Raw genomic sequence first — 25,224 nt, 5'->3', positions numbered from 1 at the left:
CTTCTTCAGTTTACAACTTCTATATATATTTGTCATTATTTTCAGACAAAAAGAGGTGTTTCCTATTTAAAAACGAATGTATGTACATTTATAAGAATTTCTAACCAAATTTAAAGGAGGAACATCATGTCTATTCAAAACATTTCCTTTCTCGGTGCAGGCTCTATTGCTGAAGCGATTATTGGTGGCTTATTACATGCAAATGTTGTGAAAGGCGAACAAATTACTGTAAGTAATCGTTCTAACGAGGCAAGGTTACAGGAGCTACATAACAAATATGGTGTCAAAGGTACACATAATAAAAAAGAACTACTTACTAATACAAATATTCTGTTTCTAGCAATGAAGCCAAAAGATGTCGCAGAAGCGCTTACCCCTTTTAAAGAAGACATACATAATAACCTGCTTATTATTTCGTTATTAGCAGGTGTTTCTACTCACTCGATTAGAGACCTACTTGAAAAAGACATTCCGATTATTCGTGCCATGCCCAATACATCTGCAGCTATTTTAAAATCAGCTACTGCTATCTCACCTTCAAAACATGCAACAAAAGAACATATTCAAACTGCCATAGCTTTATTTGAAACGATTGGTCTCGTCTCTGTTGTAGAGGAAGAAGATATGCATGCTGTCACTGCATTATCTGGAAGTGGGCCTGCTTATATTTATTACGTAGTAGAAGCGATGGAAGAAGCTGCAAAAAAAATCGGTTTAAAAGAAGATGTTGCAAAGTCACTTATTCTCCAAACGATGATTGGTGCTGCCGAAATGCTAAAAGCAAGTGAAAAACACCCGTCTATTTTGCGAAAGGAAATTACCTCTCCTGGTGGAACGACCGAAGCGGGCATTGAAGTATTACAAGAACACCAATTTCAACAAGCGCTTATTTCTTGTATTACACAGGCAGCGCAACGATCACATAATCTTGGGAAAACGTTAGAACAATTAACAAAAGGAAACTAAAAAATGGAGCTCAATCTTACTTGAGCTCCATTTTTTATAAACATATATTTTTAGTTATTCGTCTTCCCAAAAATCTCTTCTTGCAGACGGCGACCAGTCGGTGTTGCTGCAAGTCCACCTTCAGCTGTTTCACGAAGTGCTACTGGCATCGTTTGTCCGATTCTAAACATCGCCTCAATTACTTCATCACATGGAATAGTACTCGTTACACCAGCTAATGCTAAATCAGCTGAAATCATCGCATTTGCAGCTCCTGCTGCATTACGTTTTACGCAAGGTACTTCTACAAGTCCTGCAACAGGATCGCATACTAAACCAAGCATGTTCTTTAATGAAATTGCCATCGCTGTAGCTGCTTGCTCTTGTGTTCCACCAGCCATTTCAACTGCAGCTGCAGCTGCCATTCCACTTGCTGAACCAACTTCAGCTTGGCATCCTCCCGCTGCACCAGAAATACAAGCGTTATTCGCAACAACCATACCGAAAGCTCCCGCTGTAAATAAGAATTCAATCATTTCTTCACGTGTAGGCTGCAATTTTTCTCTTAGTGCAAATAGTACACCTGGCACTGTTCCAGCAGAACCTGCTGTTGGTGTTGCACAAATAATTCCCATCGCCGCGTTTACTTCATTTGTTGCAACAGCTTTACTCACTGCGTCCAAAATCGTATCTCCAGATAAGCCTTTTCCGCTCTTCATATACGCCTGAACTTTTACAGCATCTCCACCAGTTAAACCAGTTGGTGATTTCACTCCGCGAATACCACGTTCTACTGCTTGCTCCATCACGACTAAGTTCTTTTCCATACCAGCAATTACTTCTTCACGTGAAATACTTCTTGTTTCCATTTCACATTGAATCATAATTTCTGCGATTTTTACATTTTGTTCTTTAGCTTGCGCCACTAGTTCCGCTGCGTTCCGAAACATGGTGTGTCCCCCCTGCAATTATTCCATAATAGTTACTTGACAAATATTTTGTTGCGCTTTTATTTCTTCAATCACTTCATCTGCTAATATTTCATCTGTTTCGATGACCATAAGCGCTCTTCTTCCTTTTTCTTTACGAGAAACACTCATTGTACTAATGTTAATCTCGTGTTTCGCAAGGATTGAAGCTACTGCTGCAATAGCACCGAAGCGATCGTTATTTACAATAAGTAGTGCTGGACTCGTGCCTGATAATTGAAGATCGAATCCGTTTAATTCTACAACTTCAATTTTACCGCCACCAATTGAGCAAGCAACAACTTCAATTTCTTCCTCACCTTTATACAAACGAATTCTCGCTGTATTTGGATGCGGTGCATTAGCATCTTCTTCAATAAATTCTACTTCGATTTCGCGCTCTTTTGCTATGTCTAGCGCCTCTGGAATACGTAAGTCATCTGTTTCAAACCCTAATATCCCACCGATTAGTGCTACATCCGTACCATGCCCACGATACGTCTTTGCAAATGATCCATATAATGAAATGCTTACTCTTTCTGGTTCATGACGAAACAGCTGGCGAGCAACTTGCCCCATTCTTGCTGCGCCTGCTGTATGTGAACTTGATGGACCAATCATAACTGGACCGATAATATCAAATACTGAGCGATACTTCATCATAACTCCCCCTAAACCTCTATGAAAAAATTTTTTACTATTCTATTAAGCTACCGAATTGGTTGCTTTTCCAGTTGTACTACGAATTGGATCGTTTTTGAATAACAATGAAACAATCTATCCTGAAATAATACTAGTTGTCATATGAAATAAGAAACTTAGCATTACCTTCATTTAAAAATAATATAAGCTAATCCACAATAAAGTCTGGTAGCAATCCAAAGTTTAACACAGAACCACTTACAAGGATAGCATAAACAAGTGAAACTATAATCAGTGGGAGTTTTGTCCATTCCCAATAATTATTAGCCCACAACAATCGTGCTTTTACGAGCAGTTATCTCTCGCCTAAATTCCTCGCATTCGCGAATTTTGAGGTAGAGTCTTACTGCCCATTAAATTGGGATAAATTATAATCTGCCCTCATTATAACTTGTTTTTAATAAAACGCTTACTTTTAATGAATTTTAAAAGTTCTGAATAAAATTCCTTTTTTGCTATTTGTATCATTCGTATGTCGTCTGACTTATATAACAGTTTTTCTAAATAATCGATACTATGTATTTTTATCCTATATCTTCACATCATTAAAAATTTCTGTTTCATCTAATATAAGCATGAAATGATAACAGTTTTATTTTATTTTTTTTAGAAAAAAAAAATGGCAACCTCTCGTCGCCATTTTTTCATATCATTATTATCTTTCTACTGGAAATGATTTTAAATCCGTTGCTATTTCTGTATTAGAAAATAGCTCTCTTGCCTCTTTCAATAATTCCTTATACGTATCCCCTTGATAACGAGAACTAATATGAGTCAATATTAATCGTTTTGCATTTGCCTGAAGTGCAATACTCGCAGCTTGCTTAGATGTGGAATGAAAATAATCATACGCTTGTTGTTCATCTTCTGCCGCAAAAGTTGCTTCATGAACTAGTACGTCAGCGTCTTGTGCCAGCTCTCTACTCGCTTCACAAAATCTTGTATCACCTAAAATGGTAATAATTCTTCCTTTTTGAGGTGGGCCGATAAAATCTTGTCCGTTTAGTATCGTACCATTTTCCAATTCAACCACTTCTCCATCTTTTAAACGCTTAAAGAGTGGACCTGGTTTCACACCCATCTCCAGCAATTTATCGACTAAAAGGGCGCCTTGTATATCTTTCTCTATAATACGATACCCAAAACATTCAATACCGTGTGACAATCTTTTCGTTTCCACATGAAATTCATTATCTTCAAACACAGTACCTTCTTCTGTTATCTCAACAATTTCAAGTGGGTATTTTACATGTGTCGTACTTACTGATAATGCTACTTCAATAAATTGTTTAATTCCTTTTGGTCCATACACTGTTAAAGGTGTAGTCCCTCCTTGAAACGAACGGCTTCCTAATAAACCAGGCAATCCAAAAATATGATCACCATGTAAATGCGTAATAAATATTTTTTCAATGCGGCGTGGACGTACTGATGTATGTAATATTTGATGTTGCGTCGCCTCGCCACAATCAAATAACCAAGTTTGTCCTCGTTCTTCTAACAATTGCAAAGCAATTGCTGAAACGTTCCTTCCTTTCGAAGGAACACCTGCACCAGTTCCTAAAAATACAAATTCCACTTTCTTTCCTCCAGCTCTTTATATAATCTACCTTTCATCTTACGGAATGTTATTTCAAATGGCAAATCGAATTTACACAACCAATCATCTAGACAACTATATATCACGAACGTTATACTCAAAAAATTTAGATATCGTTCGTGTTTTATGTTAAAATGATTATACTACATTTTAAGGGAGCGTTTTATTATGAAAGAAGCATTTCGTTTACAAACTGATTTTTCATCTTCATTTGATCGCTGGGTAAGTTCTTTCGTGTCTGATCACCCAGCACAATTAGAATGGACGACTTTGAAAGAGTTAATCCATGAATATACAACAACACATACAAATGATTCGTTACCAACATATATTTCTTCAGCTTTAACATATTATGCACAACGCGTTTCAACTGCAAACAGTTCAGAGATTGTTATTTTTGAAAATGCTACAATCTCATAATCTATAACAAAAAGCACTGTGATCAGTGCTTTTTGTTTATGTTCATTACAATATTTATTTTCCAACCTTATTTCAAAAAAACTCCGCTTATTTCCTACTATATAGCCATCATAAACCTATTTGATTTTTCAAAAAAAGATATTGACACTATAAATTTACAGTGCTAACATTCAAATTGTAATTGAATATGGTCTCTGTTAGGTGAGGCTCCTGTATAGAGAAACGCTGCTGCCCAAAAATGTCGAGAGACGCCAATGGGTCAACAGGAAAGGTCGGAATGAAGGCCTTTTTTAACGTAGCTGGTTTCAGTACCTATGCTATACAGTGCTAAAACTCAACGAGGGAGAGGTGCGTATATTTTGTCATACACAAAACTGTTTTGATCTATATTTACTAACAGTCTTTGTTGTGGACTCTTTTAACTGCGAATTCAGACCTTTACTCGTTTTGAGTAAAGGTCTTTTTACGTATTATGCACCTTACTATGAAACAAACATAGCATATTCAGAAACTACTAAATTGTACGGAGGTGAGGAACAGTTGGCAATTGATGATTCGGCCCAGATACCCATATGTTTTACGTTAATATTTCATCATGGAGGTAAGAAAGAAACTGTTCCTCCTAATTTTAAATAGTCGAGTAACAGCTTGTTTCCTCCTCCATGAAAAAGGAGGAACTACCGATGTTAAATTTACAAAGACAAGAAACGAAACATTCATACGATCAAGATTGTATGAAAACAAATAACAAATTATTAGTGGAAGCCGCAACGCAGGATGCAAACAAAGCGTTACAACTTTTAGAAACAACAGAAAATGGACTCTCTAAAGAAGAAGCGTCTCGTAGACTTTCTTTATATGGCCTTAATGAAGTAGCTCATAATAAAACATCACCGTGGTACATTCAATTTCTGCTGGCATTTAAAAATCCATTTATTTTTGTTTTATTAGCTCTCGGCGCACTTTCTTTTTTCACAGATGACATACAAGGAACTATTGTCGTATCTGTAATGGTAATGCTAAGTGCAACGATTCGCTTTTTACAAGAATTTCGTTCTCAAAAAGCTGCGGATCAGTTAAAGGCTATGGTTCGAACAACGGCGAGTGTCTTTAGAATAGATAGATTTGTACACGAAACAAAAAATGTAAAGATTTTAAAGCAAACCGATACAACGGAAATTCCAATTGAGGAACTTGTACCTGGCGATATTATCTCACTTTCAGCCGGAGACATTGTTCCAGCTGATGTGCGTATTTTATCGGCTAAAGATTTATTTGTAAATCAGTCTTCTTTAACGGGGGAAGCACTACCTGTAGAAAAGTACGAAAACTGCTATCATACAGAAAATAAACATCTATTACCGAAAAGCACGAAAAAAAATTACAATCCACTCGATATGGAAAATCTTTGCTTCATGGGGACAAATATTGTAAGTGGTAGCGCAAAAGCTGTTGTCGTCTCCACAAGTACTGATACGTATTTCGGCTCTTTAGCAAAAAAAGTAATCGGTAAACGCGTAGAAACAAGCTTTGATAAAGGTGTAAACAAAGTAAGCTGGCTCTTAATTACATTCATGCTTATTATGGCACCTATCGTTCTTCTCATTAACGGATTCACAAAAGGGGATTGGCAAGAAGCTTTCTTCTTCGCTATTGCAATCGCAGTTGGTCTAACACCTGAAATGTTACCAATGATTGTGACTGCTAATTTAGCTAAAGGTGCCGTTAACATGTCTAAACAGAAAGTAATTGTAAAACAGCTGAATTCTATTCAAAACTTAGGTGCTATGAACATTCTTTGTACCGATAAAACAGGAACTTTAACAGAAGATAAAGTTGTACTTGTTCGGCACTTAGATCCTAATGGTAATACATGTAATCGTGTATTACAATTTGCCTATTTAAATAGCTTCTATCAAACAGGATTGAAAAATTTAATAGATAAAGCCGTTATAAAACATACAGAAGAAAATCAAAAATTTGATCCATCCGTTTTTCAAAAACTAGATGAAATTCCATTTGATTTTGCTCGCCGGCGTATGTCTGTCATCGTGAAAGATATTTCAGGTGAACATACAATGGTTTGTAAAGGGGCAGTAGAAGAAATTTTATCTATTTGTAACTACACTGAAGTAGATGGCAAAGTTGTTTCTCTTACCGATGACATGCGCGTAAATGTAAAACAACTAAGTGAGACATTAAATAGTGAAGGTATGCGTGTTATTGCTGTAGCTTATAAAAAAGATAGACCAATACATGATACAGAGTACGCGGTACAAGATGAAAATGATATGATTCTCGCTGGATATATTGGCTTTTTAGATCCACCGAAACCATCTGCCGCTACTGCCATTCAAGCATTACAGAAGCATGGAGTACAAGTGAAAATTTTAACTGGCGATAACGAAATCGTGACAAGAAAAGTTTGCAAAGAAGTTGGATTAAATATCGGTGAGCCTGTCCTTGGTTACGAAATTGATTCTTTACCTGATAAAGCATTAGCAAAATTAGCCGAAGAAACAACTGTATTTGCTAAACTAAATCCAATGCAAAAATCTCGCATTATACGAGTATTACAAGGAAACGGACACACTGTAGGTTATATGGGAGATGGCATTAACGATGCCGTAGCGTTACGTGAAGCTGATGTTGGCATATCTGTTGATACTGCTACCGATATTGCAAAAGAGTCTTCCGACATTATTTTACTTGAAAAAAGTTTAACGATATTAGAAGCAGGTATTTTAGAAGGACGCACTACATTCGGAAATATTTTAAAGTATATTAAAATGACAGCTAGCTCTAACTTTGGAAATGTATTCAGTGTGTTGGTAGCAAGTGCTTTCATTCCCTTCTTGCCGATGCTTGCCATTCACCTTTTAATTCAAAACTTGCTTTATGATATTTCACAACTTTCTATTCCATGGGACAAAATGGATAAAGAATTTTTAGAAAAACCAAGAAAATGGGATACTGCCAACTTACGAAACTTCATTATTTGCATCGGTCCCATTAGTTCCATATTTGATATCATCACATATGTAGTCATGTGGAACGTCTTCGGCGCAAATACAGCTAGCGAACAATCATTATTCCAATCTGGTTGGTTTGTCGTTGGATTACTAACACAAACTTTAATTGTTCACATGATAAGAACACAGAAGATTCCGTTTATTCAAAGTACTGCATCAGTACCGGTTCTTTCATTAACCGCTTGTATTATGGCAATCGGAATTTACATTCCATTCTCGCCACTTGGAGCAGCCGTTGGATTACAAGCATTACCACTTAGCTATTTCCCTTGGTTAGTAGGAATACTATTAGGCTATGCTTTCTTAACACAGTTCCTAAAAAAAATTTATATTAAAAAGTTTCATAGCTGGTTATAAAAATGAGAATGAGCGGGTGCTTCCCGCTCATTCTCAAAAACATAACTTGGACTTATATGTATGGAGGTGACCATGATGGTATGGTATGACATTGTACTAAGATTATTTATTGCAATTATTGTAGGTGCTTGCATCGGAATGGAACGACAATGGAGACATAGGATGGCTGGGCTACGGACAAATGCTCTCGTATCACTTGGTGCCTGTATATTTGTTTTATTATCCGTCATGATTGATCACGATGCTAGCCCTTCACGTATTGCTGCTCAAGTCGTCAGTGGGATTGGTTTTTTAGGAGGCGGCGTTATTATCCGCGATGGTTTTAGTATTAGGGGGCTTAATACTGCGGCTACCCTATGGTGCGCTGCTGCTGTTGGTACTCTTACAGGCGCTGGTTTTCTCATTGCAGCTATATTAGGTGCAGCTGGCGTTTTACTAGCAAATATACTACTTCGCCCAATCGCTCTCTTTATGAATCAGAAATCAAAAGAAGAATCACCTGAACAAACGAACTACTTCCTTTCTCTTACTTGTTCAGAAGAACATGAAGCCCATATTCGTTTTTTACTTATGCACATGGTAAGTTCTGAAGGCATCGGTTTAAAAGAATTGTATAGTGAAGACGTAGATTCTAAGCAAAAAGTGTGTATACAAGCTACATTACATTGCAATACAAATGCAGCAGTCTTAATTGAAAAAATAGTGAGTAGAATGCTATTAGAAGCTGGCGTTACTGCAGCTGGGTGGAAAACTTCATTAGATTTAGAAGCAAGTTAAAAATGAAAGGTGTCATGATATTTACATCTTCATGGCACCTTCTACATAAACTTATTTTCTAATTTTTGCTGAAAAGACTTTTCTTGTTTACGTAATAATTGACTACCTCGTTGTAAAATCGGCATTCCATACTTATCATTAATTTGATCAATGACAGCAAGTAGCGGCTCTTCTTTCGCATCTTCTTCAAATGAAAACAAATCTAATTGCTTCACCGATTCAGTCTTCCACTCTATTTCAGTAGCTGTAACACCTAATAAACGAACGGAATCACCGTCCCAATGTTGCTTCCATAAACGAGATGCTGCTTGAAAAATATCTCGTTCTTCCCAAATGGCATTTTTCAATTGCTTACTCCTTGTTACTGTCCGCCTATCATGATATTTAATCATAATCTGAATATTATAGCTGACAAGAGTTCGCTTTTGTAATCTTTTACTCACTGATTTCGATAGCCTTTCTAACATATCAAGTAATTCTTTCTCTTCCTCCATATCCTTTGAAAAAGTCATCGAATTACCAACGCTTTTATGTTGTCCCATTTGACTCGGATCAACTTCTCTATCATCCACACCTTTTGCCCGCTTTTGTAAATCAACACCATGCTTTCCAATTTTAGCACGAATGATATGTTCGTTCCCTTTCGCTAACTGCTCAATTGTTTGTATATGAATATCATTTAATTTCTCAGCTGTTTTTTCTCCAATCCCATGCATCGCTCCAACCGGAAGTGGCCAAATCATTTCTGGAATATCTCGTTTTCGGAGCACGGTAATACCGAGAGGCTTTTTCATATCAGAAGCTGTTTTTGCTAGGAAAAGGTTTGGAGCAATTCCGATGCTACACGGCAACTGTAACTCTGTTAATAACGCTTGCTGAATCATCTTTGCTATTTCAAGAGGTGAACCGAGTGCGTAACAATCTGTAATATCTAAATATCCCTCATCTATTGATACTGGTTGTATTTTTTCCGTAAAACGGGAAAGGATTTGAAACATTTGAAATGAAGCTTCACGATATAATGTAAAATTAGGGCGCCTTACAACTAATTGTGGACATAACCTTTTCGCTTCCCAAAGTGGCATCGTTGTACGTATTCCATATTCTCTCGCCTCATAACTACATGTGATGATAATTCCTTTTCTTTCTTTTTCATTTCCAGCAACCGCTAACGGCTTCCCCTGTAATGATGGGTCATGAGCAATTTCAACAGATGCAAAAAAACAATTCATATCTACATGTAAAATAACACGGCCCTTTTTCGGATACATTTCTCGCATAGTACTCACTCCCTCCAAAGAACATTTGTTCCTTCATTATACCAAATTCATGTACAATATAATAATTACTTATTCTTTTTATCCTTATTTTTGCTATACTTAATATAGATATGGATATTTTTGTAAAAGGAGTGATCTATTATGAAATCAAACAGTAACCTCAATTATACATTTCTCATTATTATATTAATCATCTTAATTAATTATTTATTACTCCCTATTTTTGATATTAACGTAGCAGGGATTCTTCCAAGTCTACTAGGCATTATAACAAAGGACATACTGCCATGGATTTTCTTGTATTGGCTGATCCGCCTTGTAAAAGCAATCGAATCAAAATAAAAAGCGTGTAAATCAGTTGTGATTTACACGCTTTTTCTATTATATTACTTCGCTACTTCTTCAATAATTGCAACAACTAATTCTGCTGTTTTCGCTAATTCTTCAACAGGAATCTTTTCATTTGTTGTATGAATTTCTTCATAACCAACTGCTAAGTTAACTGTTGGAATACCGTGTCCTGCAATTACGTTTGCATCACTTCCGCCACCACTTTGGTGAAGAGAAGGTGTACGACCAATTTTTTCAGCTGCACGTTTTGCAACTTCTACAACGTGATCACCATCAGCAAATTTAAATCCTGGATACATAACGTTTACTTCAACGTCTGCATGACCGCCCATTTCTTTTGCAGTTGTTTCAAATGCTTCTTTCATTTTCGCAACTTGCGCTTCCATTTTTTCATTGATTAAAGAACGCGCTTCTGCAAAGATTTGTACGTGATCGCAAACGATATTCGTTTGTGTACCACCTTCAAAACGTCCAATATTTGCAGTTGTTTCAGAATCAATACGGCCAAGTGGCATTTTCGCAATTGCTTTCGCTGCGATAGTAATTGCAGATACACCTTTTTCTGGTGCTACACCAGCATGAGCTGTTTTCCCGCGAATAATCGCATTCACTTTCGCTTGTGTTGGAGCTGCAACAACGATTTCACCAACTTTTCCATCGCTATCTAATGCGTAACCGTATTTCGCAGTAATGCGCTCACGATCTAATGCTTTTGCACCAACAAGACCAGATTCTTCTCCAACTGTAATAATAAATTCAATTGTACCATGAGGGATATTTTTCTCTTTTAAAACACGGATTGCTTCGAACATGGATGCTAATCCTGCTTTATCATCTGCACCTAAAATCGTAGTACCATCTGATACGATATATCCATCTTTAATAGAAGGCTTAATTCCATTACCAGGAACTACTGTATCCATATGAGAAGTAAAGTAAATTGTATCAACACCATCTTTTGTTGCTGGTAATGTACAAATTAAGTTACCTGCACCATGCCCAGTAACAGCCATTGTGTCATCTTCAAATACTTCTACACCTAAATCTGTAAATTTCTTTGTTAATACTTTGCAAATTTCTGCTTCAAATTTCGTTTCAGAATCTACTTGTACTAACTCCATAAATTCATTTACTAAACGTTCTTGATTAATCATAAGACTGCGCCTCCTGCACTACCATTATGTATGTAACACTATTAATTATAACAGAATTTCGCAAAAGTTTCGAAATACAAGACAAAAAACAGACGGTTTATATGTCTAGATAACCATCTGCTTTCTATTACTCATTTAACAATACCCAGCGCATATGATCTTCCCACACTCCATTAACCATTAACATCTTCCTAGACACGCCCTCATACTGAAAACCTATCTTCGTCACGACTTGTATAGATGCTAAATTTCGTGGCATAATCGGTGCTTCTATACGATGTAATTGAAATTCCTCAAAAGCAACTTGAATCGCTTTTCTAAGCGCTTCTGTCGTATAACCTTTGTTTAACTCTTCCTTATCTAATTTATAACTGAGTACACAAGATTGGTAAATTCCACGAACGATTAAATTAAATGAAATACATCCAATTATTTTCGTATCATCACCCTTTTTAAAAATCCATAATCTAATGATTTTACCTTCTGCGAACTCTTTTCTATCCTTTTGTAACTTTTTCTTTTGATAATCTAACGTAAAAAAATCCTCTGGTCTATACTCTTCCCAGGCTTTTAAAAATTCACGATTTCTGTCGTAATATTGAAGAACTTTTTCAGCATACGACTCATCAATTTCCCTTAAATGTAAACGATTTGTTTCATATATTTTCATCATCGTATCTCCATTCTTCAGCTTGCATAACAAAAAACTTATACCCTATCATTCTTATATATTCTCTACGTACATACAAATTTCCTGTTATACTTTACACGCACTTCTCGAATTTTGTCATTTCTCTCCCCCTTGTCCACAATATCATTTCTCGTTACAATGATATTGTACTGATTTGCAAGGAGGTTTAACGATGCATAAAAAAGCTCAAAAAGTTATGATTTATGTAATGCTAATTTCTATGCTTGTAACAACATTACTTGCTGGCGCAAGTATGTTTTGGTAAAAAGGACGATCTGTTCGTCCTTTTTTTACTTTTTACACATAACAAAATAAACCATCTCGAAATCGAGATGGTTTATTTTATGTAAAGCACAATCGCTACAATACTAAAGGAAAATGACATTACAAGTGCTAGCACAAAACTTGTATATTGTTTCTGCTGAAATGCCCCAATAACAAAAGTAAGATTAAGTAATGCCATACATACAATCGCTACAAGATAAGAACATATATTAAAAGTTGCCAATATGAATGTAATAATAAATAGAAATCCCATAAAAAACTGCATATACGAAAGTTTTGGATTCAAGTACATATGAGCAACTCCTTTATCTAATTTAATCTTTCTATACTCTCATTAACGCATGGTTATGTACACATGTCAAGACAACTTATTACAATAGAAAAAACCAACTTTTTCGTTGGCTTTTTCATATGCAATGGCTCCTTTTTCTTTTGCCAATTGCTGAAATGACTTTTTCGATTTTACAATCCACACTTTCGTTCCAATTGGAATACGATCAAATAAATACTCCACATCATTTTTCTTCATTCTTATACACCCTTGTGAAATATACTTTCCAATTGAACTCGGTTGGTTTGTTCCATGTATTCCATATTTACTCCCATCAGTTCCTCGTGCATTAAATCCCATCCACCTAGATCCAAGTGGATTTTTCGGTGATCCCCCTGGAATATCTTTTGCAATATAATACGGATCCTTTGCTTTCATTACAATATCAAAAGTTCCCTCTGGGGTTAATTCATTTGTTTTTCCTGTCGCGACTGGAAAAACCTTTTGAATCTTCCCATCGTCAATATAAGCTAGTTTATTCGTCGCTTTATTTACAATAATAAAAGGATCACCGGCACGTGGATTATCACCAAGGGGCCAAATAGGCGATAAAGAAAGACATAATAGGAGAGAGAGAAGATACGGCATAAATAATTCCTACCTTCTATATAAGTTCTTTTATATTATCCTTTCCCTTAAAACGACTTTTAATGAGTAAATATTGTTCCATTTCGTATACAAGTTGAACAAGTTTCGCACGTATCTCAAATTCTTCACGTGTAGCCGGCAATGGCATCGCTCTAAATAATTCTCTCATTTCTTGAAGCTGTCTTAAAGAAATAACCCCGGTACTCTGAGGGCTAATAGCATTACTAATGTTTTCAACCACATCCGCAATCATGTCAGCTTGTTCATATGTCCACGATAAAGAAGCTGCTAACGGAATCATTCGCTCTAAAATTTCGAATTGTTGCATGCGCATATTAAAATAACGATAGTAATAGTCATCTTCTCGCATAAATGCATTCTCAAGTTTCTTAAACGATAAATCTCTAGCTTCATTTAGCATCTGTTCAGTCTCAATAAGTTCTGCCCCGCTCCAACTACTTTCTCGATTTCGTAAATACACAACCATTTCAAACAAAATCGTTTTAAAATTACTTTCTATTTTACCTTGATACTCTTTTAGCTTACTTTCACTACTTGGCATATACATATTCACTAAGAGAGCCACGCTAATCCCTACCGTTAATATCGCAATTTCATTTCCAACAATAAGCCATGTAATTTGTTTCAATGAATATAGATGCATCACAATAACTGAACTCGTGACAATACCTTCTTGAATTTTAAGCATAACTGCCGTCGGAATAAATGTAAGTAATAATACGCTAATTGCTAGTGGTGTATATCCAATTGTTTCAAAAATACAAAATGCGAACACCATTGATAATACACAAGCTAAAAAACGATGTAACGATACTTGAAGAGATTTACGTTTCGTATTTTGTACACATAATATAACTAAAATACCCGCTGAACTATAAAATTCTAATCCTAATAACTGAGCAATAAAAACGGCTGCGCCTGTCCCTATCGCTGTTTTTACTGTACGGTATCCAATTTTGAACATAGCATTGCTCCTATATGTATAAACGTATTTACAGTTAGTATAAAAAAAGGATGACACAATGTCATCCTTTTCTACTTATTATTCACGTATCCTTTACATATTACAATATTTTTTGTAAAAATTGTTGTGCACGCTCACTTTTCGGTGCTGCAAAAAATTCTGCTGGCGCACTATCTTCTACAAGTTTTCCACCATCTAAAAAGAGAACACGATCTGCTACTTCTTTTGCAAATCCCATTTCATGTGTAACAATTGCCATTGTCATTCCTGTCGTAACTAATGATTTCATAACTTCTAGCACTTCTTTTACCATCTCTGGATCTAATGCGGATGTTGGTTCATCAAATAACATTACTTCTGGTTCCATCGCTAGCGCTCTCGCAATTGCTACACGTTGCTTTTGTCCTCCCGAAAGACGATTTGGATACGTATCTTTTTTATCTAATAAACCGACCTTTTCTAAAAGTTTCTCGGCTTTCTTTTCAGCTTCTTGTTTCTGTACCCCTTTTACATTGATAGGAGCATACGTAATATTTTCTAATACAGTCATATGAGGAAATAAGTGAAAATGCTGAAATACCATTCCGACATTTTCACGAACGTGCATAATATTCGTTTTCGGATTCGTTACTTCTTCCGTTCCAATCCAAATGTGACCATTTGTCGGTGCTTCTAACACATTCATACAGCGTAAAAATGTCGATTTCCCTGATCCAGACGGTCCAATAATTGCTACTACTTCCCCTTTTCCAATCGTTGTTGTAATTCCTTTTAATACTTCGTTTTTTCCAAATGATTTATGAAGGTTTTCAATTTTAATCACTTTTCTTCATTCTCCCTTCAATTGCCTTCCCGACTAATGTAAGAATAATGACTAGCATATAATAAATGAATCCAACAAAAAGTAATGGTTCAAGATATTTAAATGTCTCCCCGCCTACGATGTAAGCACGACGCATTAAATCCGTCGCTCCTATTACTGTTACTACAGCCGATTCTTTCGTAAGTGTCGCAAACTCGTTCACAAGCGCTGGTAATATATTTTTTAATGCTTGAGGGAAAATAATATTTCGCATCATTTTCCCGTAAGGAATCCCTAAAGCCATCGCTGCTTCTGTTTGTCCTTTATCAACCGCTTGAATGCCGGCGCGAATTACCTCTGACATATATGCACCTGAATTTAAGCTAAATGCTAATACAGCTGCTACGAATGCCGGTATTTCATAGCCAATTATTTGCGGGACACCGAAATAAATAATCATTAATTGCAATACAAGTGGTGTACCACGGAAAATTGATGTATAAAAATCTGCCACTATATTTAATGCTCGTATTCTAGCAATTTTGCAAAGCGCTAATAACGTTCCTAAAATAAACCCAACTAACGCTGATACTGCTACAATTTTTAAAGTAACTTCTAGGCCTTTTAATATATATGGTATCGAAGGCGTAATTGCCGAAAAATCTAAGTTCATTCTTTTCATTCCCCTCACAGAAAAGTGAAAGGCAGCTTATTTTTCGCTACCAAACCATTTCTTCACTAATTTATCCATTTCTCCATTTTCTTGCATTTTTTTAATTACTTTATTAAATTCAGCTGTTTTGTCACTGTTTTTCGGAAGGGCAATTGCTGCTCCAACTTCTTCTGGCGCTTCTTTAATTTCAATTCCTTGTAAATCTTTCATTTTCTCTAAATAATTTTTAGCAACTGTGTCTTCTATAATTGCAGCGTCAAAACGACCAGCTTTAATTTCTTGTAAGATTTCTGGTATACGGTCACGTCCCTCAACTTTGAAATCTACTTGTTTTTTAAATTCTGCTGCTTTCTCTTCTTGAATAGACCCTGTTTGTACTCCTACTTTTTTCCCTTTTAAATCCTCTACAGATTGAATGTTAGAGTCCTTTTTAGAAATGACCATGTTTTTCGCAACAAAATAAATATCTGTGAAATCAACATTATTTTTACGCTCTGCAGTTGGCGTCATACCCGCCATTACGAAATCAACTTTTCCTGAGCTAAGAGATGCTAATAAACCACCAAAATCCATATCTTTCACTTTCACTTCATAACCAAGTTCTTTTCCGATATATTTAGCGACATCGACATCAAAGCCGATAATTTCATCACTTTTTGAAGCTTCTACGTATTCATATGGTTTATAATCTGCTGAAGTCCCCATAACCAGTACTTTTTTATTTTTTCCAGTAGCCTTTTCTTCCCCATTACTACAAGCACTGAACATACTTATAATTAAAATAAGTGCAAACGATATTGATAATAACTTCTTCATCTTTCTTCCCCCTAATAATGTATATTTAAAAGCTTAATAGAATATTTATTCGATGTTTGTATTGTATCAGCACTTTTATTTTTATGCAATATATAAAATAAAAATAAATAAAAAATCATTAAAACAGCTGTTAGTTATGCATAAAATAATGCATAAAAAAAAAAAAAAAAAAAAAAAAACAAGGTAATGTATATCCTATCGTTTTGAATCATAAATAAAAAAGGCGCTACACCCACTTAATTGTGAGCGTAGCGCCTTTTCAATTATTTATAGTTCTTCGCAATTCTCTTCGAAATACGATTGTAGTTTTGCAATAACTTGCATCGGTTCATGACCTTCAATTTCATGACGCTCTACCATCGTTACAATTTTTCCATCTTTTAATAAAGCAAATGACGGAGAAGATGGTGGATACCCTTCGAAATATTCACGAGCTCTTGCTGTCGCTTCTTTATCTTGACCTGCAAACACCGTTACAAGATGGTTAGGTCGTTTATCATAATGTACGGAATGCGCAGCAGCAGGACGAGCAATACCGCCTGCACAACCACATACAGAGTTTACCATTACAAGTGTTGTTCCATTTCTTTTAAACGCTTCTTCTACTGCTTCTGGCGTCGTTAATTCTGTATATCCAGCAGAGACAATCTCTTCACGAGCTTGGCGGACAACATCATTCATAAAAAAGTTAAAATTAATCAATCTTTTCCCTCCTCTAAAACTACCTATTTGTATCTTACCAGTTAATGTTTATGAAATACAAGTAAGTTTACTTGTATTTGGGTATAGAAAAGGTGTTAGAACCGTGTTCTAACACCTTTTTGTCACTTTTTCCATAATCTTCATATATTCACTAATCATTTTTTTATGCGACCCAACAATATAGTCAGGTAGTTCTGTTAGTGGGAAGAATTTAAGCTGAACCGCTTCTTCTTTGTTCATAACAAAATCTCCATCGTATTCGTCCGTATAATAAGCAGTCGTTACAGATTGAAATTCATCACCGTTTGCTAATTTTGTAAAATAGTTCGCTCCAGAAAACACATTGATTAATCGTAGGTTCTTCACCTTTATTCCTGTTTCTTCGTATACTTCACGAAAAGCAGTTTCTTCTGGGGATTCACTAAGCTCCATTAATCCGCCAGGCAGCCCCCATTTTCCGTAAGGCTCTGTTCTTTGTTGTAATAATACGTATCTATTTTCATTTATAACGAGTACAACAGCACCAACTAAAATTAAAGGGCGATGACCAACTATTTTCCGTAATTCTTCTACATATCCCATCGTTTCCCTCCTTTTTCGTTGTCCACACTATTGTATCATATGTATGAAACGACAAAATGCGTATATTTTTCATTTTTTTAACAAAATATTTATTTTATGTGCTTCATCTACTGTAGCTAACAAAATGGATTCAACTTCTGCGTTTTTCTCTAGAAATTCTCTCGCCCATTCTTCTGTTTTCCCTAATAAAGCAAGAACATCTTGCTGAATCCTCCCATCCTTTACTAATACAAAAGAAACTGGAGATTTTTTTCCCGCCACTTTCAGGTCAAGCCGCGAAACTCCCTCATATTCTGGATACCGAAATATAGAAACGACACCGTTCGCTTCCCATAATGCTAATTTGATCGTTTGAATATCGCTCACATTTCGCATACGAAGTTCTGAAAATAAATATTCCACCGTAATTCTCGCTTTTTTCAAATTGCTAAAATCAATGGAACCATTGTGTATAAGAATGATAGGTGCTGGCTCTAAAAAGCGTCTCCATCTATCCCATTTCAACATTAAAACTGAACTTATAATATGAAGTACAACGAGTATAAACGTTGTAATCATCGAGCCCATTAATCCTACTTTTTCATCAGACAATGCGTTAGAAATATTTCCGCCAAGCAATAACACTAATACAACATCTAAAAAGCGAAGTTGTGCGATGGACCTTTGTCCCATTGCTTTCGCAACTAATATTAAAAATATGTATGCTATGATAGCCCGAATAACCCATTCACTATTAGAAAGATGCCGTGCTCCCTCAAAAATATGCATATGCATCACTTTGCACTCCTTACATCCCAAACTGCTAGTCTGTTTTAGTTTGCAACGTTTATGAGTATATATGTAAAAAAGCTGGTTCGTTTAAAAACGAACCAGCTTTTTTTACTTAACGGAAAACATATACTTTTTATACGTTTTTCGTACCGATAATATGAGACCCATCATAATCATATTCGAGAACAAGGAACTTCCCCCATACGATAAGAAAGGTAATGCAATCCCTTTTACAGGCATTAATCCAACGATCATACCGATGTTTTGGAATATTTGAACCGTTAATATCCCAATCGATCCAGCACATAATAATGTACCGAATAAATTATCAGCAGAATAACCGATAATAATTGTTCTATATAGTAGTAATAGGAACAAGAATACAACTAACGCTGCTACGATAAATCCACCTTCTTCGGCAATTGTAGCGAAAATAAAGTCTGTATGCTTCTCAGGGATATAAACGTTCCCTTCGCCAAACCCTTTCCCTTCCATACCGCCACTACCTACAGCTAAAATTGATTGCTGTGTTTGATAACCTTGATCTGTATGTTCAAATGGATCTAACCAACCTAAAATACGTGATTGTTGGTGCGGTTTTAGTAGCGTAACTAACTTATTAAAGAAGAAATCCTCATACCTTACGTAAATAAATATTAACGTAGATAGTATGGTGACTGGAATAACTGTACATAACGCTATCAATTTCTTCTGAATACCTGACATAAATAAAATACATGCAATTGCAGCAGCATATAAGAACACCATCCCTGTATCCGGTTGGCTATATACAACAGCAATAGGCGGGAGGGATACTAGTACAATTTTACCTACTAATTTTAAGTCCGTTTGGAATGTCCTTGCCATATACTGTGCATTATGTTTCACTGCTATACTTGCTACTACGAGAAGCAATGAAATTTTGAAAAACTCAGATGGTTGAATTTGTCCAACTAACGGAAATACAAACCATCTTTTTGCACCTAATTTTTCAGGTGTGAAAGTGGAAACCGGTAGTATTTTCAAAAGAATAAGTGAAGCAAATCCAACGATATAAAGTGGCCAAGACAATTTTTGCAATTGATCTAAGTCAATGCTTGCAACAAGCAATAACAATACAACCCCAATTATGTAGTTCAAACCCTGTTTCATCGCAAAGTTTGCCTCTCCATATTGGCCAGTTTGCTGACTGCTATATATAGCAGCTATACTCGTAACACATAATGCTAACAAAATTAATATTAATTTTACATCTAAACTTTTTAGAAACTCGGTACTTCTTTTCATGACATCCTCCTGAAACATTGTTACAGCAAAATAAAAAACCAGGAGTCAACATTCTTCATGTTTTGACGACTGATTACACATTATCTATAAAACACTTATATAGAATAACTCTCTTTTTCATACAATACAATATATTATACTACAGTTTCATCAGTAAGATTTGCCAAAAAAATTATTCTTTTCTTATTTTATATCCATATACCATATATCAGCAATGTATTTTCATAAATTCCTAATACATAATCGTTCATTGTAAGATTACTGGGAAAGGTATTATACATATAGTAGGATGTAGATGAAGAAATAGGATGATAAAAAGCTCGCATAAGCGAGCTTTTCATTAATATACAGACGTATTATTTTCTGACGTATTTTCTAAAATTTCTTTTACACGTCCTAAGAACTTACCACAAATTAAGCCATCTAGTACACGGTGATCAAGTGATAGACATAAGTTAACCATGTCACGAGCACCAAACATGCCATTATCCATAATTACTGGGCGTTTTACAATTGATTCAACTTGTAAAATAGCCGCTTGTGGGTAATTAATAATACCCATAGATTGAACAGAACCGAATGATCCTGTGTTATTAATTGTAAATGTTCCGCCTTGCATTTCGTCCGCTTTTAACGATTTCGTACGTACTTTTCCTGCAAGTTCTGTAATTTCACGAGCGATGCCTTTAATTGTCTTCTCGTCCGCATGTTTAATTACTGGTACAAATAGTTCGTCCTCTGTTGCAACAGCGATAGAAAGGTTAATATCTTTCTTCTGAACGATTTTATCGCCAGCCCACATTGAATTAATTTGAGGGTATTCTTTTAACGCTTGTGCTACTGCTTTTACGAAGAAAGCAAAGAACGTTAAGTTAAAGCCTTCACGCTTTTTGAAATCACCTTTAATTGAATTACGGTATGACACAAGGTTTGTCACATCTACTTCAATCATCATCCAAGCGTGTGGCGCTTCGTGTTTACTACGTAACATGTTCGCTGCGATTGCTTTACGCACACCTGTTACTGGAATTTCGATATCGCCAGGCACTGTTGGTACAGAAACTGGTTTTGTAGCTTCTACTTTTTGCGCTACTGGCGCTACTTTTGGTGCTTCTGGACGCGCTTCTACTACTGCCGCTACCGCTTCCTCTTTCTTCGCCGCACCTGCTTGCGGAATATTTCCAGATTCCACTAGCTTTAAAATATCTTTACGAGTGATACGGCCGTTTGCTCCCGTACCTTCTACTAGATCTAAATCAACGTTATGCTCGCCCGCAAGTTTTAACACAGCTGGTGAAAAACGAGGTTTTCCATCAGTTGGTTGTTTTGCTTTCGGTGCTTTTTCAGGCGTAGCTACTTCTGCCTTTGGTTCTTCTTTTGTTTTTTCCTCAACTGCTGTTGCTGCTACTTCATCTGCGCCTTCTACTTGAATCACACAAACTACTTCACCTACAGCTAACGTATCACCTTCACCAGCGATTAACTCTTTCACAATACCAGTGAAAGAAGATGGTACTTCAGCATTTACTTTATCAGTCATTACTTCTGCAAGCGGATCATATTTGTTTACGTGATCGCCAACATTCACGAGCCATTTACTAATTGTACCCTCTGTAACGCTCTCCCCGAGCTGAGGCATTGTAATATTTTCTACAGCCATGTATAGTCCCCCCGATTAAAATTCCGCAAGTTCACGCATTGCTTTTTCAACTTTATCTGGATTTACCATAAAGAATTTTTCCATTGTTGGTGCATATGGCATTGCTGGAACGTCTGGACCTGCAAGACGTGCGATTGGTGCATCTAAATCAAACAGACAGTTTTCAGCAATAATTGCTGCCACTTCACTCATAATACTTCCTTCTTTATTGTCTTCTGTTACAAGAAGAACTTTACCTGTTTTAGAAGCTGCTTCAATGATTGCTTCTTTATCTAATGGATATACAGTACGTAAATCAAGAATGTGTGCAGAGATGCCATCTTGTGCTAACTTTTCAGCCGCTTGAAGAGCAAAATGAACACATAGTCCGTATGTGATAACAGTAATATCATCACCTTCACGTTTTACATCTGCTTTTCCGATTGGTAATACGTAATCATCTTCTGGCACTTCACCTTTAATTAAGCGATATGCACGTTTATGCTCAAAGAATAATACTGGATCTTCATCACGAATTGCAGCTTTTAGTAAACCTTTTGCATCATATGGTGTAGAAGGGATAACAATTTTTAAACCAGGTTGGTTTGCAAACATTGCTTCTACAGATTGTGAATGATACAACGCGCCGTGAACACCGCCGCCAAATGGCGCACGAACTGTAATTGGACAAGTCCAATCATTATTAGAACGGTAACGAATTTTTGCTGCCTCAGAAACAATTTGGTTTACTGCTGGCATGATGAAATCCGCAAACTGCATTTCAGCGATTGGACGCATTCCATACATTGCTGCACCAATTGCGACCCCAGCGATTGCAGATTCTGCAAGTGGTGTATCTAGCGCACGATCTTCACCAAATTGATCATATAATCCGTGTGTCGCTTTAAATACGCCACCTTTTTTACCAACATCTTCACCTAAAACGAATACTTTCTCATCGCGTTCCATTTCCTCGCGCATTGCTAATGTAATAGCATCAATATAAGACATTACAGCCATGAAACGTTCCCCCCTATTCTGCGTATACGTGCTTCAATGCATCTTCAGGTGCTGCATACGGAGCATTTTCTGCATATTCTGTTGCTTCATTTACGATATGCATAATTTCGTCTAACATTTGTTTTTCAGATTCCTCAGTCAACACGCCAACCTCTTTTAAATAAGCAGCAAATGTTATAATTGAATCATTTTTCTTCGCTTCTTCTACTTCTTCTTTATCACGATAAACACGATCATCGTCATCACTTGAATGTGCTGTTAAACGATATGATACTGTTTCAATTAAAGTTGGGCCTTCACCGCGTCGGCCACGGTCTGCTGCTTCTTTTACAGCTTTATATACTGCAAGCGGATCGTTTCCGTCTACTGTATATCCAGGCATACCGTATCCAATTGCACGATCTGATACATTTTTACAAGCTAATTGTTTTTCAACTGGAATAGAGATTGCGTATTTATTATTTTCACACATGAAAATAACAGGTAACTTGTGTACGCCAGCAAAGTTTGCACCTTCATGGAAATCACCTTGGTTAGAAGAACCTTCACCGAATGTAACAAACGTTACTAAATCTTTCTTTTCCATTTTTCCAGCTAATGCAATACCAACTGCATGTGGTACTTGCGTTGTTACTGGAGATGAACCTGTCACAATACGATTTTTCTTTTGGCCGAAGTGACCAGGCATTTGACGACCACCAGAGTTTGGATCTCCAGCTTTCGCGAAACCAGATAGCATCAGTTCTTTCGCTGTCATACCAAACGCTAATACAACACCCATATCACGGTAGTATGGTAATGCATAATCTTTCTCTCTATCAAGAGCGAATGCTGCTCCAACTTGTGCTGCCTCTTGTCCTTGACAAGAAATTACGAATGGAATTTTACCCGCACGGTTTAATAACCACATACGTTCGTCGATTTTACGTGCAAGTAACATCGTACGGAACATTTCTAATACTTGCTCATCACTTAAGCCAAGCTCTTCATGGCGCTTTTCTTTTACTTCTGCCATTTTTCATAACCTCCTAAATCCACATTTTTATGCGTGTAATGCTTTTCCATCTACAGCTAACGCTGCTTCACCAATCGCCTCAGATAATGATGGATGCGGATGAATTGTATGTGCTACTTCCCAAGGTGTTGCATCAAGTACTCTTGCAAGACCAGCTTCAGAAATCATATCTGTTACATGTGGTCCAATCATATGAACACCGAGAATGTCATTTGTTTCTTCATCAACTACAAGTTTTACGAAACCATCTGATTCGCCGTATACAAGCGCTTTTCCGATTGCACGGAATGAGAACTTACCTACTTTTAACTTATAGCCTTTTTCTTTCGCCTCTTGTTCTGTTAAACCGACAGAAGCAACTTCCGGACTGCTATATACGCATTTTGATACCATAGAATAATCAATTGGTGTAACTTCTTTACCAGCAATATGTTCTACTGCAGCAATTCCTTCATGAGAAGCAACGTGAGCAAGCTGTAAGCCACCGATTACATCACCGATTGCGTAAATATGAGATTCTTTCGTTTGATAAAACTCATTTGTTTGAATGTATCCTTTTTCCACAACGATATCCGTATTCTCTAAACCAATATTTTGCGTATTGGCTTGTCGTCCTACAGATACAAGCATTTTTTCTGCTTTAAATTCTTTATTCTCACCGTTATGTTCAGCTTGAATTGTTACTCCATTATCTTTTACCAATGTTTCTGGTAATACTTTTGCACCAGTTACCACTTTAATACCTTTTTTCTTGAATAGACGTTGCATTTCTTTTGAAACGTCTTGATCTTCTAGTGGTAGAATCGTTTTCGCATACTCTAATACTGTAACTTCTACACCGAAGTCAGCAAGCATAGATGCCCACTCAATACCGATTACACCGCCACCAACGATAATAATTGAACTAGGAAGCGTTTCCATTTTTAGGGCATGATCGGAAGACATTACGTACTCTCCGTCTAATTCTAAACCTGGTAATGAATTTGGACGAGAACCTGTTGCAATAAGTACATTTTTTGGAATTAACATTTCATTCTCTTCTCCACTTGCAAGTTCAACTGAAATTGTCCCTGGCATCGGAGAGAAAATAGATGGACCAAGAATACGGCCAATACCTTCAAACACATCAATTTTACCTTGTTTCATTAAATGTTGAACGCCTTTATGAAGTTGCGTTACAATCTTCTCTTTACGCTCTTGTACTTTTGCAAAGTTTAGTTCTACATTACTTGCAATAACCCCGAACTCTTCACTTTTCTTAGCAGTTGCATATACTTCCGCACTACGTAAAAGAGCTTTACTAGGAATACATCCTTTGTGTAAACAAGTACCACCAAGATTTTCTTTTTCGACTAGTGCAGTTTTTAACCCTAGTTGTGATGCACGAATTGCAGCAACATATCCACCAGTACCGCCGCCAACGATGACTAAATCATATTCTTTTGCCATTA

Annotated in this window: 26 protein-coding genes, 1 pseudogene and 1 riboswitch; of the genes and pseudogenes, 6 read left to right on the top strand and 21 right to left on the bottom strand. The window is 36.4% G+C overall.

Annotated features, from left to right (window positions below; genetic code table 11):
* Positions 1-126: 126 nt before the first annotated feature.
* Positions 127-966, top strand: coding sequence for a pyrroline-5-carboxylate reductase ProI (gene proI, locus AC0NJG_RS05875; RefSeq protein ID WP_087996438.1), 840 nt, complete (start codon positions 127-129; stop codon positions 964-966).
* A 50-nt stretch (positions 967-1,016) separates the two neighbouring features.
* Here the strand turns inward: proI and sdaAA are convergent, their stop codons facing one another.
* From sdaAA to rnz, 4 genes and pseudogenes are all read right to left on the bottom strand, one after another.
* Positions 1,017-1,895: an L-serine ammonia-lyase, iron-sulfur-dependent, subunit alpha gene (gene sdaAA, locus AC0NJG_RS05870; RefSeq protein WP_000489463.1), complete on the bottom strand. Its 879-nt coding sequence runs from the start codon at positions 1,893-1,895 to the stop codon at positions 1,017-1,019.
* An 18-nt stretch (positions 1,896-1,913) separates the two neighbouring features.
* Positions 1,914-2,573 carry an L-serine ammonia-lyase, iron-sulfur-dependent subunit beta gene (sdaAB, locus tag AC0NJG_RS05865; protein ID WP_306183787.1) on the bottom strand — a complete coding sequence of 220 codons (660 nt, stop codon included), beginning with the start codon at positions 2,571-2,573 and terminating at the stop codon, positions 1,914-1,916.
* 79 nt (positions 2,574-2,652) lie between these two features.
* A pseudogene (locus AC0NJG_RS05860) lies at positions 2,653-2,892 on the bottom strand (hypothetical protein).
* A gap of 378 nt (positions 2,893-3,270) precedes the next feature.
* Positions 3,271-4,194: a ribonuclease Z gene (gene rnz / locus AC0NJG_RS05855; protein ID WP_000397447.1), complete on the bottom strand. Its 924-nt coding sequence runs from the start codon at positions 4,192-4,194 to the stop codon at positions 3,271-3,273.
* Positions 4,195-4,383: 189 nt separating this feature from the next.
* On the opposite strand from rnz, the gene AC0NJG_RS05850 reads away from it, so the two are divergent.
* The 3 genes from AC0NJG_RS05850 to AC0NJG_RS05840 all read left to right on the top strand — a co-directional run bounded on the left by AC0NJG_RS05850 (position 4,384) and on the right by AC0NJG_RS05840 (position 8,801).
* Positions 4,384-4,635 (top strand): DUF3932 family protein, encoded by a 252-nt coding sequence (locus tag AC0NJG_RS05850; RefSeq protein WP_000656492.1) that lies wholly within the window; start codon positions 4,384-4,386, stop codon positions 4,633-4,635.
* A gap of 186 nt (positions 4,636-4,821) precedes the next feature.
* A riboswitch (M-box (ykoK) riboswitch) is annotated at positions 4,822-4,989 on the top strand.
* A gap of 329 nt (positions 4,990-5,318) precedes the next feature.
* Positions 5,319-8,024, top strand: coding sequence for a magnesium-translocating P-type ATPase (gene mgtA, locus AC0NJG_RS05845; protein ID WP_474062919.1), 2,706 nt, complete (start codon positions 5,319-5,321; stop codon positions 8,022-8,024).
* A gap of 75 nt (positions 8,025-8,099) precedes the next feature.
* Complete coding sequence (locus AC0NJG_RS05840; RefSeq protein ID WP_140168682.1) at positions 8,100-8,801, top strand: MgtC/SapB family protein; 702 nt, start codon at positions 8,100-8,102, stop codon at positions 8,799-8,801.
* 41 nt (positions 8,802-8,842) lie between these two features.
* Here the strand turns inward: AC0NJG_RS05840 and AC0NJG_RS05835 are convergent, their stop codons facing one another.
* The gene (locus tag AC0NJG_RS05835; protein ID WP_048550729.1) at positions 8,843-10,081 is read right to left on the bottom strand and encodes a DNA polymerase IV; all 1,239 of its coding nucleotides are present in this window, start codon (positions 10,079-10,081) and stop codon (positions 8,843-8,845) included.
* Positions 10,082-10,222: 141 nt separating this feature from the next.
* On the opposite strand from AC0NJG_RS05835, the gene AC0NJG_RS05830 reads away from it, so the two are divergent.
* Positions 10,223-10,423 carry a hypothetical protein gene (locus AC0NJG_RS05830; protein WP_087954341.1) on the top strand — a complete coding sequence of 67 codons (201 nt, stop codon included), beginning with the start codon at positions 10,223-10,225 and terminating at the stop codon, positions 10,421-10,423.
* 44 nt (positions 10,424-10,467) lie between these two features.
* Here AC0NJG_RS05830 and AC0NJG_RS05825 read toward each other — a convergent pair whose 3' ends face one another.
* Together AC0NJG_RS05825 and AC0NJG_RS05820 are read right to left on the bottom strand one after the other, a co-directional pair.
* On the bottom strand, positions 10,468-11,586 hold the full coding sequence (locus AC0NJG_RS05825) for a tripeptidase T (RefSeq protein WP_000609808.1): 1,119 nt from the start codon (positions 11,584-11,586) through the stop codon (positions 10,468-10,470).
* 127 nt (positions 11,587-11,713) lie between these two features.
* Complete coding sequence (locus tag AC0NJG_RS05820) at positions 11,714-12,259, bottom strand: GNAT family N-acetyltransferase (protein WP_139866734.1); 546 nt, start codon at positions 12,257-12,259, stop codon at positions 11,714-11,716.
* Between the two features lie 190 nt (positions 12,260-12,449).
* Here AC0NJG_RS05820 and prli42 point away from each other — a divergent pair, with 190 nt between their 5' ends.
* On the top strand, positions 12,450-12,542 hold the full coding sequence (gene prli42 / locus AC0NJG_RS05815; RefSeq protein WP_000549038.1) for a stressosome-associated protein Prli42: 93 nt from the start codon (positions 12,450-12,452) through the stop codon (positions 12,540-12,542).
* Between the two features lie 72 nt (positions 12,543-12,614).
* Here the strand turns inward: prli42 and AC0NJG_RS05810 are convergent, their stop codons facing one another.
* The 14 genes from AC0NJG_RS05810 to lpdA form a co-directional block, all read right to left on the bottom strand.
* A complete protein-coding gene (locus tag AC0NJG_RS05810) occupies positions 12,615-12,854 on the bottom strand; it encodes a DUF3894 domain-containing protein (RefSeq protein ID WP_070806812.1) in 240 nt (79 codons plus the stop codon).
* Positions 12,855-12,920: 66 nt separating this feature from the next.
* Positions 12,921-13,481, bottom strand: coding sequence for a L,D-transpeptidase (locus tag AC0NJG_RS05805; protein ID WP_087954339.1), 561 nt, complete (start codon positions 13,479-13,481; stop codon positions 12,921-12,923).
* A gap of 16 nt (positions 13,482-13,497) precedes the next feature.
* On the bottom strand, positions 13,498-14,466 hold the full coding sequence (locus tag AC0NJG_RS05800; RefSeq protein WP_087954338.1) for an aromatic acid exporter family protein: 969 nt from the start codon (positions 14,464-14,466) through the stop codon (positions 13,498-13,500).
* A 100-nt stretch (positions 14,467-14,566) separates the two neighbouring features.
* A complete protein-coding gene (locus AC0NJG_RS05795) occupies positions 14,567-15,289 on the bottom strand; it encodes an amino acid ABC transporter ATP-binding protein (protein ID WP_087954337.1) in 723 nt (240 codons plus the stop codon).
* Positions 15,282-15,941: an amino acid ABC transporter permease gene (locus AC0NJG_RS05790; protein WP_087954336.1), complete on the bottom strand. Its 660-nt coding sequence runs from the start codon at positions 15,939-15,941 to the stop codon at positions 15,282-15,284. The genes AC0NJG_RS05795 and AC0NJG_RS05790 overlap by 8 nt, the downstream gene beginning before the upstream one ends.
* A 36-nt stretch (positions 15,942-15,977) precedes the next feature.
* Positions 15,978-16,757, bottom strand: coding sequence for a transporter substrate-binding domain-containing protein (locus AC0NJG_RS05785; protein ID WP_474062918.1), 780 nt, complete (start codon positions 16,755-16,757; stop codon positions 15,978-15,980).
* 267 nt (positions 16,758-17,024) lie between these two features.
* Complete coding sequence (locus AC0NJG_RS05780) at positions 17,025-17,438, bottom strand: BrxA/BrxB family bacilliredoxin (protein WP_001979317.1); 414 nt, start codon at positions 17,436-17,438, stop codon at positions 17,025-17,027.
* A 129-nt stretch (positions 17,439-17,567) separates the two neighbouring features.
* On the bottom strand, positions 17,568-18,041 hold the full coding sequence (locus AC0NJG_RS05775; RefSeq protein WP_087954334.1) for an NUDIX hydrolase: 474 nt from the start codon (positions 18,039-18,041) through the stop codon (positions 17,568-17,570).
* 69 nt (positions 18,042-18,110) lie between these two features.
* The gene (locus tag AC0NJG_RS05770) at positions 18,111-18,815 is read right to left on the bottom strand and encodes a DUF421 domain-containing protein (RefSeq protein WP_087954333.1); all 705 of its coding nucleotides are present in this window, start codon (positions 18,813-18,815) and stop codon (positions 18,111-18,113) included.
* A gap of 105 nt (positions 18,816-18,920) precedes the next feature.
* On the bottom strand, positions 18,921-20,099 hold the full coding sequence (locus AC0NJG_RS05765) for an FtsW/RodA/SpoVE family cell cycle protein (RefSeq protein WP_016718455.1): 1,179 nt from the start codon (positions 20,097-20,099) through the stop codon (positions 18,921-18,923).
* Between the two features lie 340 nt (positions 20,100-20,439).
* On the bottom strand, positions 20,440-21,759 hold the full coding sequence (locus tag AC0NJG_RS05760; RefSeq protein ID WP_087954332.1) for a dihydrolipoamide acetyltransferase family protein: 1,320 nt from the start codon (positions 21,757-21,759) through the stop codon (positions 20,440-20,442).
* Between the two features lie 15 nt (positions 21,760-21,774).
* Positions 21,775-22,758, bottom strand: a complete 984-nt coding sequence (gene bfmBAB / locus AC0NJG_RS05755) for a 3-methyl-2-oxobutanoate dehydrogenase subunit beta (RefSeq protein WP_000290076.1) — start codon at positions 22,756-22,758, stop codon at positions 21,775-21,777.
* A 13-nt stretch (positions 22,759-22,771) separates the two neighbouring features.
* Positions 22,772-23,773, bottom strand: a complete 1,002-nt coding sequence (gene bfmBAA / locus AC0NJG_RS05750) for a 3-methyl-2-oxobutanoate dehydrogenase subunit alpha (RefSeq protein WP_000852554.1) — start codon at positions 23,771-23,773, stop codon at positions 22,772-22,774.
* A 27-nt stretch (positions 23,774-23,800) separates the two neighbouring features.
* Positions 23,801-25,222 (bottom strand): dihydrolipoyl dehydrogenase, encoded by a 1,422-nt coding sequence (gene lpdA, locus AC0NJG_RS05745; RefSeq protein WP_001051288.1) that lies wholly within the window; start codon positions 25,220-25,222, stop codon positions 23,801-23,803.
* Positions 25,223-25,224: the final 2 nt, after the last annotated feature.

It is taken from the genome of Bacillus sp. SSR7 (assembly GCF_055902415.1).
Note: the sequence above shows the minus strand (reverse complement) of the source record. Positions and strands in the feature narration are given on the sequence as shown.

Bases quoted from the DNA above. Each gene is read 5' to 3' on its own strand.
- AC0NJG_RS05785 (WP_474062918.1), bottom strand. From the start codon at position 16,757: ATGAAGAAGTTATTATCAATATCGTTTGCACTTATTTTAATTATAAGT.
- AC0NJG_RS05810 (WP_070806812.1), bottom strand. From the start codon at position 12,854: ATGTACTTGAATCCAAAACTTTCGTATATGCAGTTTTTTATGGGATTT.
- AC0NJG_RS05820 (WP_139866734.1), bottom strand. From the start codon at position 12,259: ATGATGAAAATATATGAAACAAATCGTTTACATTTAAGGGAAATTGAT.
- AC0NJG_RS05840 (WP_140168682.1), top strand. From the start codon at position 8,100: ATGGTATGGTATGACATTGTACTAAGATTATTTATTGCAATTATTGTA.
- AC0NJG_RS05850 (WP_000656492.1), top strand. From the start codon at position 4,384: ATGAAAGAAGCATTTCGTTTACAAACTGATTTTTCATCTTCATTTGAT.
- mgtA (WP_474062919.1), top strand. From the start codon at position 5,319: ATGTTAAATTTACAAAGACAAGAAACGAAACATTCATACGATCAAGAT.
- bfmBAB (WP_000290076.1), bottom strand. From the start codon at position 22,758: ATGGCTGTAATGTCTTATATTGATGCTATTACATTAGCAATGCGCGAG.
- prli42 (WP_000549038.1), top strand. From the start codon at position 12,450: ATGCATAAAAAAGCTCAAAAAGTTATGATTTATGTAATGCTAATTTCT.
- AC0NJG_RS05835 (WP_048550729.1), bottom strand. From the start codon at position 10,081: ATGCGAGAAATGTATCCGAAAAAGGGCCGTGTTATTTTACATGTAGAT.
- AC0NJG_RS05765 (WP_016718455.1), bottom strand. From the start codon at position 20,099: ATGAAAAGAAGTACCGAGTTTCTAAAAAGTTTAGATGTAAAATTAATA.
- sdaAB (WP_306183787.1), bottom strand. From the start codon at position 2,573: ATGAAGTATCGCTCAGTATTTGATATTATCGGTCCAGTTATGATTGGT.
- AC0NJG_RS05825 (WP_000609808.1), bottom strand. From the start codon at position 11,586: ATGATTAATCAAGAACGTTTAGTAAATGAATTTATGGAGTTAGTACAA.
- AC0NJG_RS05775 (WP_087954334.1), bottom strand. From the start codon at position 18,041: ATGGGATATGTAGAAGAATTACGGAAAATAGTTGGTCATCGCCCTTTA.
- AC0NJG_RS05780 (WP_001979317.1), bottom strand. From the start codon at position 17,438: ATGAATGATGTTGTCCGCCAAGCTCGTGAAGAGATTGTCTCTGCTGGA.
- AC0NJG_RS05805 (WP_087954339.1), bottom strand. From the start codon at position 13,481: ATGCCGTATCTTCTCTCTCTCCTATTATGTCTTTCTTTATCGCCTATT.
- AC0NJG_RS05760 (WP_087954332.1), bottom strand. From the start codon at position 21,759: ATGGCTGTAGAAAATATTACAATGCCTCAGCTCGGGGAGAGCGTTACA.
- sdaAA (WP_000489463.1), bottom strand. From the start codon at position 1,895: ATGTTTCGGAACGCAGCGGAACTAGTGGCGCAAGCTAAAGAACAAAAT.
- proI (WP_087996438.1), top strand. From the start codon at position 127: ATGTCTATTCAAAACATTTCCTTTCTCGGTGCAGGCTCTATTGCTGAA.
- bfmBAA (WP_000852554.1), bottom strand. From the start codon at position 23,773: ATGGCAGAAGTAAAAGAAAAGCGCCATGAAGAGCTTGGCTTAAGTGAT.
- AC0NJG_RS05790 (WP_087954336.1), bottom strand. From the start codon at position 15,941: ATGAACTTAGATTTTTCGGCAATTACGCCTTCGATACCATATATATTA.
- AC0NJG_RS05800 (WP_087954338.1), bottom strand. From the start codon at position 14,466: ATGTTCAAAATTGGATACCGTACAGTAAAAACAGCGATAGGGACAGGC.
- AC0NJG_RS05830 (WP_087954341.1), top strand. From the start codon at position 10,223: ATGAAATCAAACAGTAACCTCAATTATACATTTCTCATTATTATATTA.
- lpdA (WP_001051288.1), bottom strand. From the start codon at position 25,222: ATGGCAAAAGAATATGATTTAGTCATCGTTGGCGGCGGTACTGGTGGA.
- AC0NJG_RS05770 (WP_087954333.1), bottom strand. From the start codon at position 18,815: ATGCATATGCATATTTTTGAGGGAGCACGGCATCTTTCTAATAGTGAA.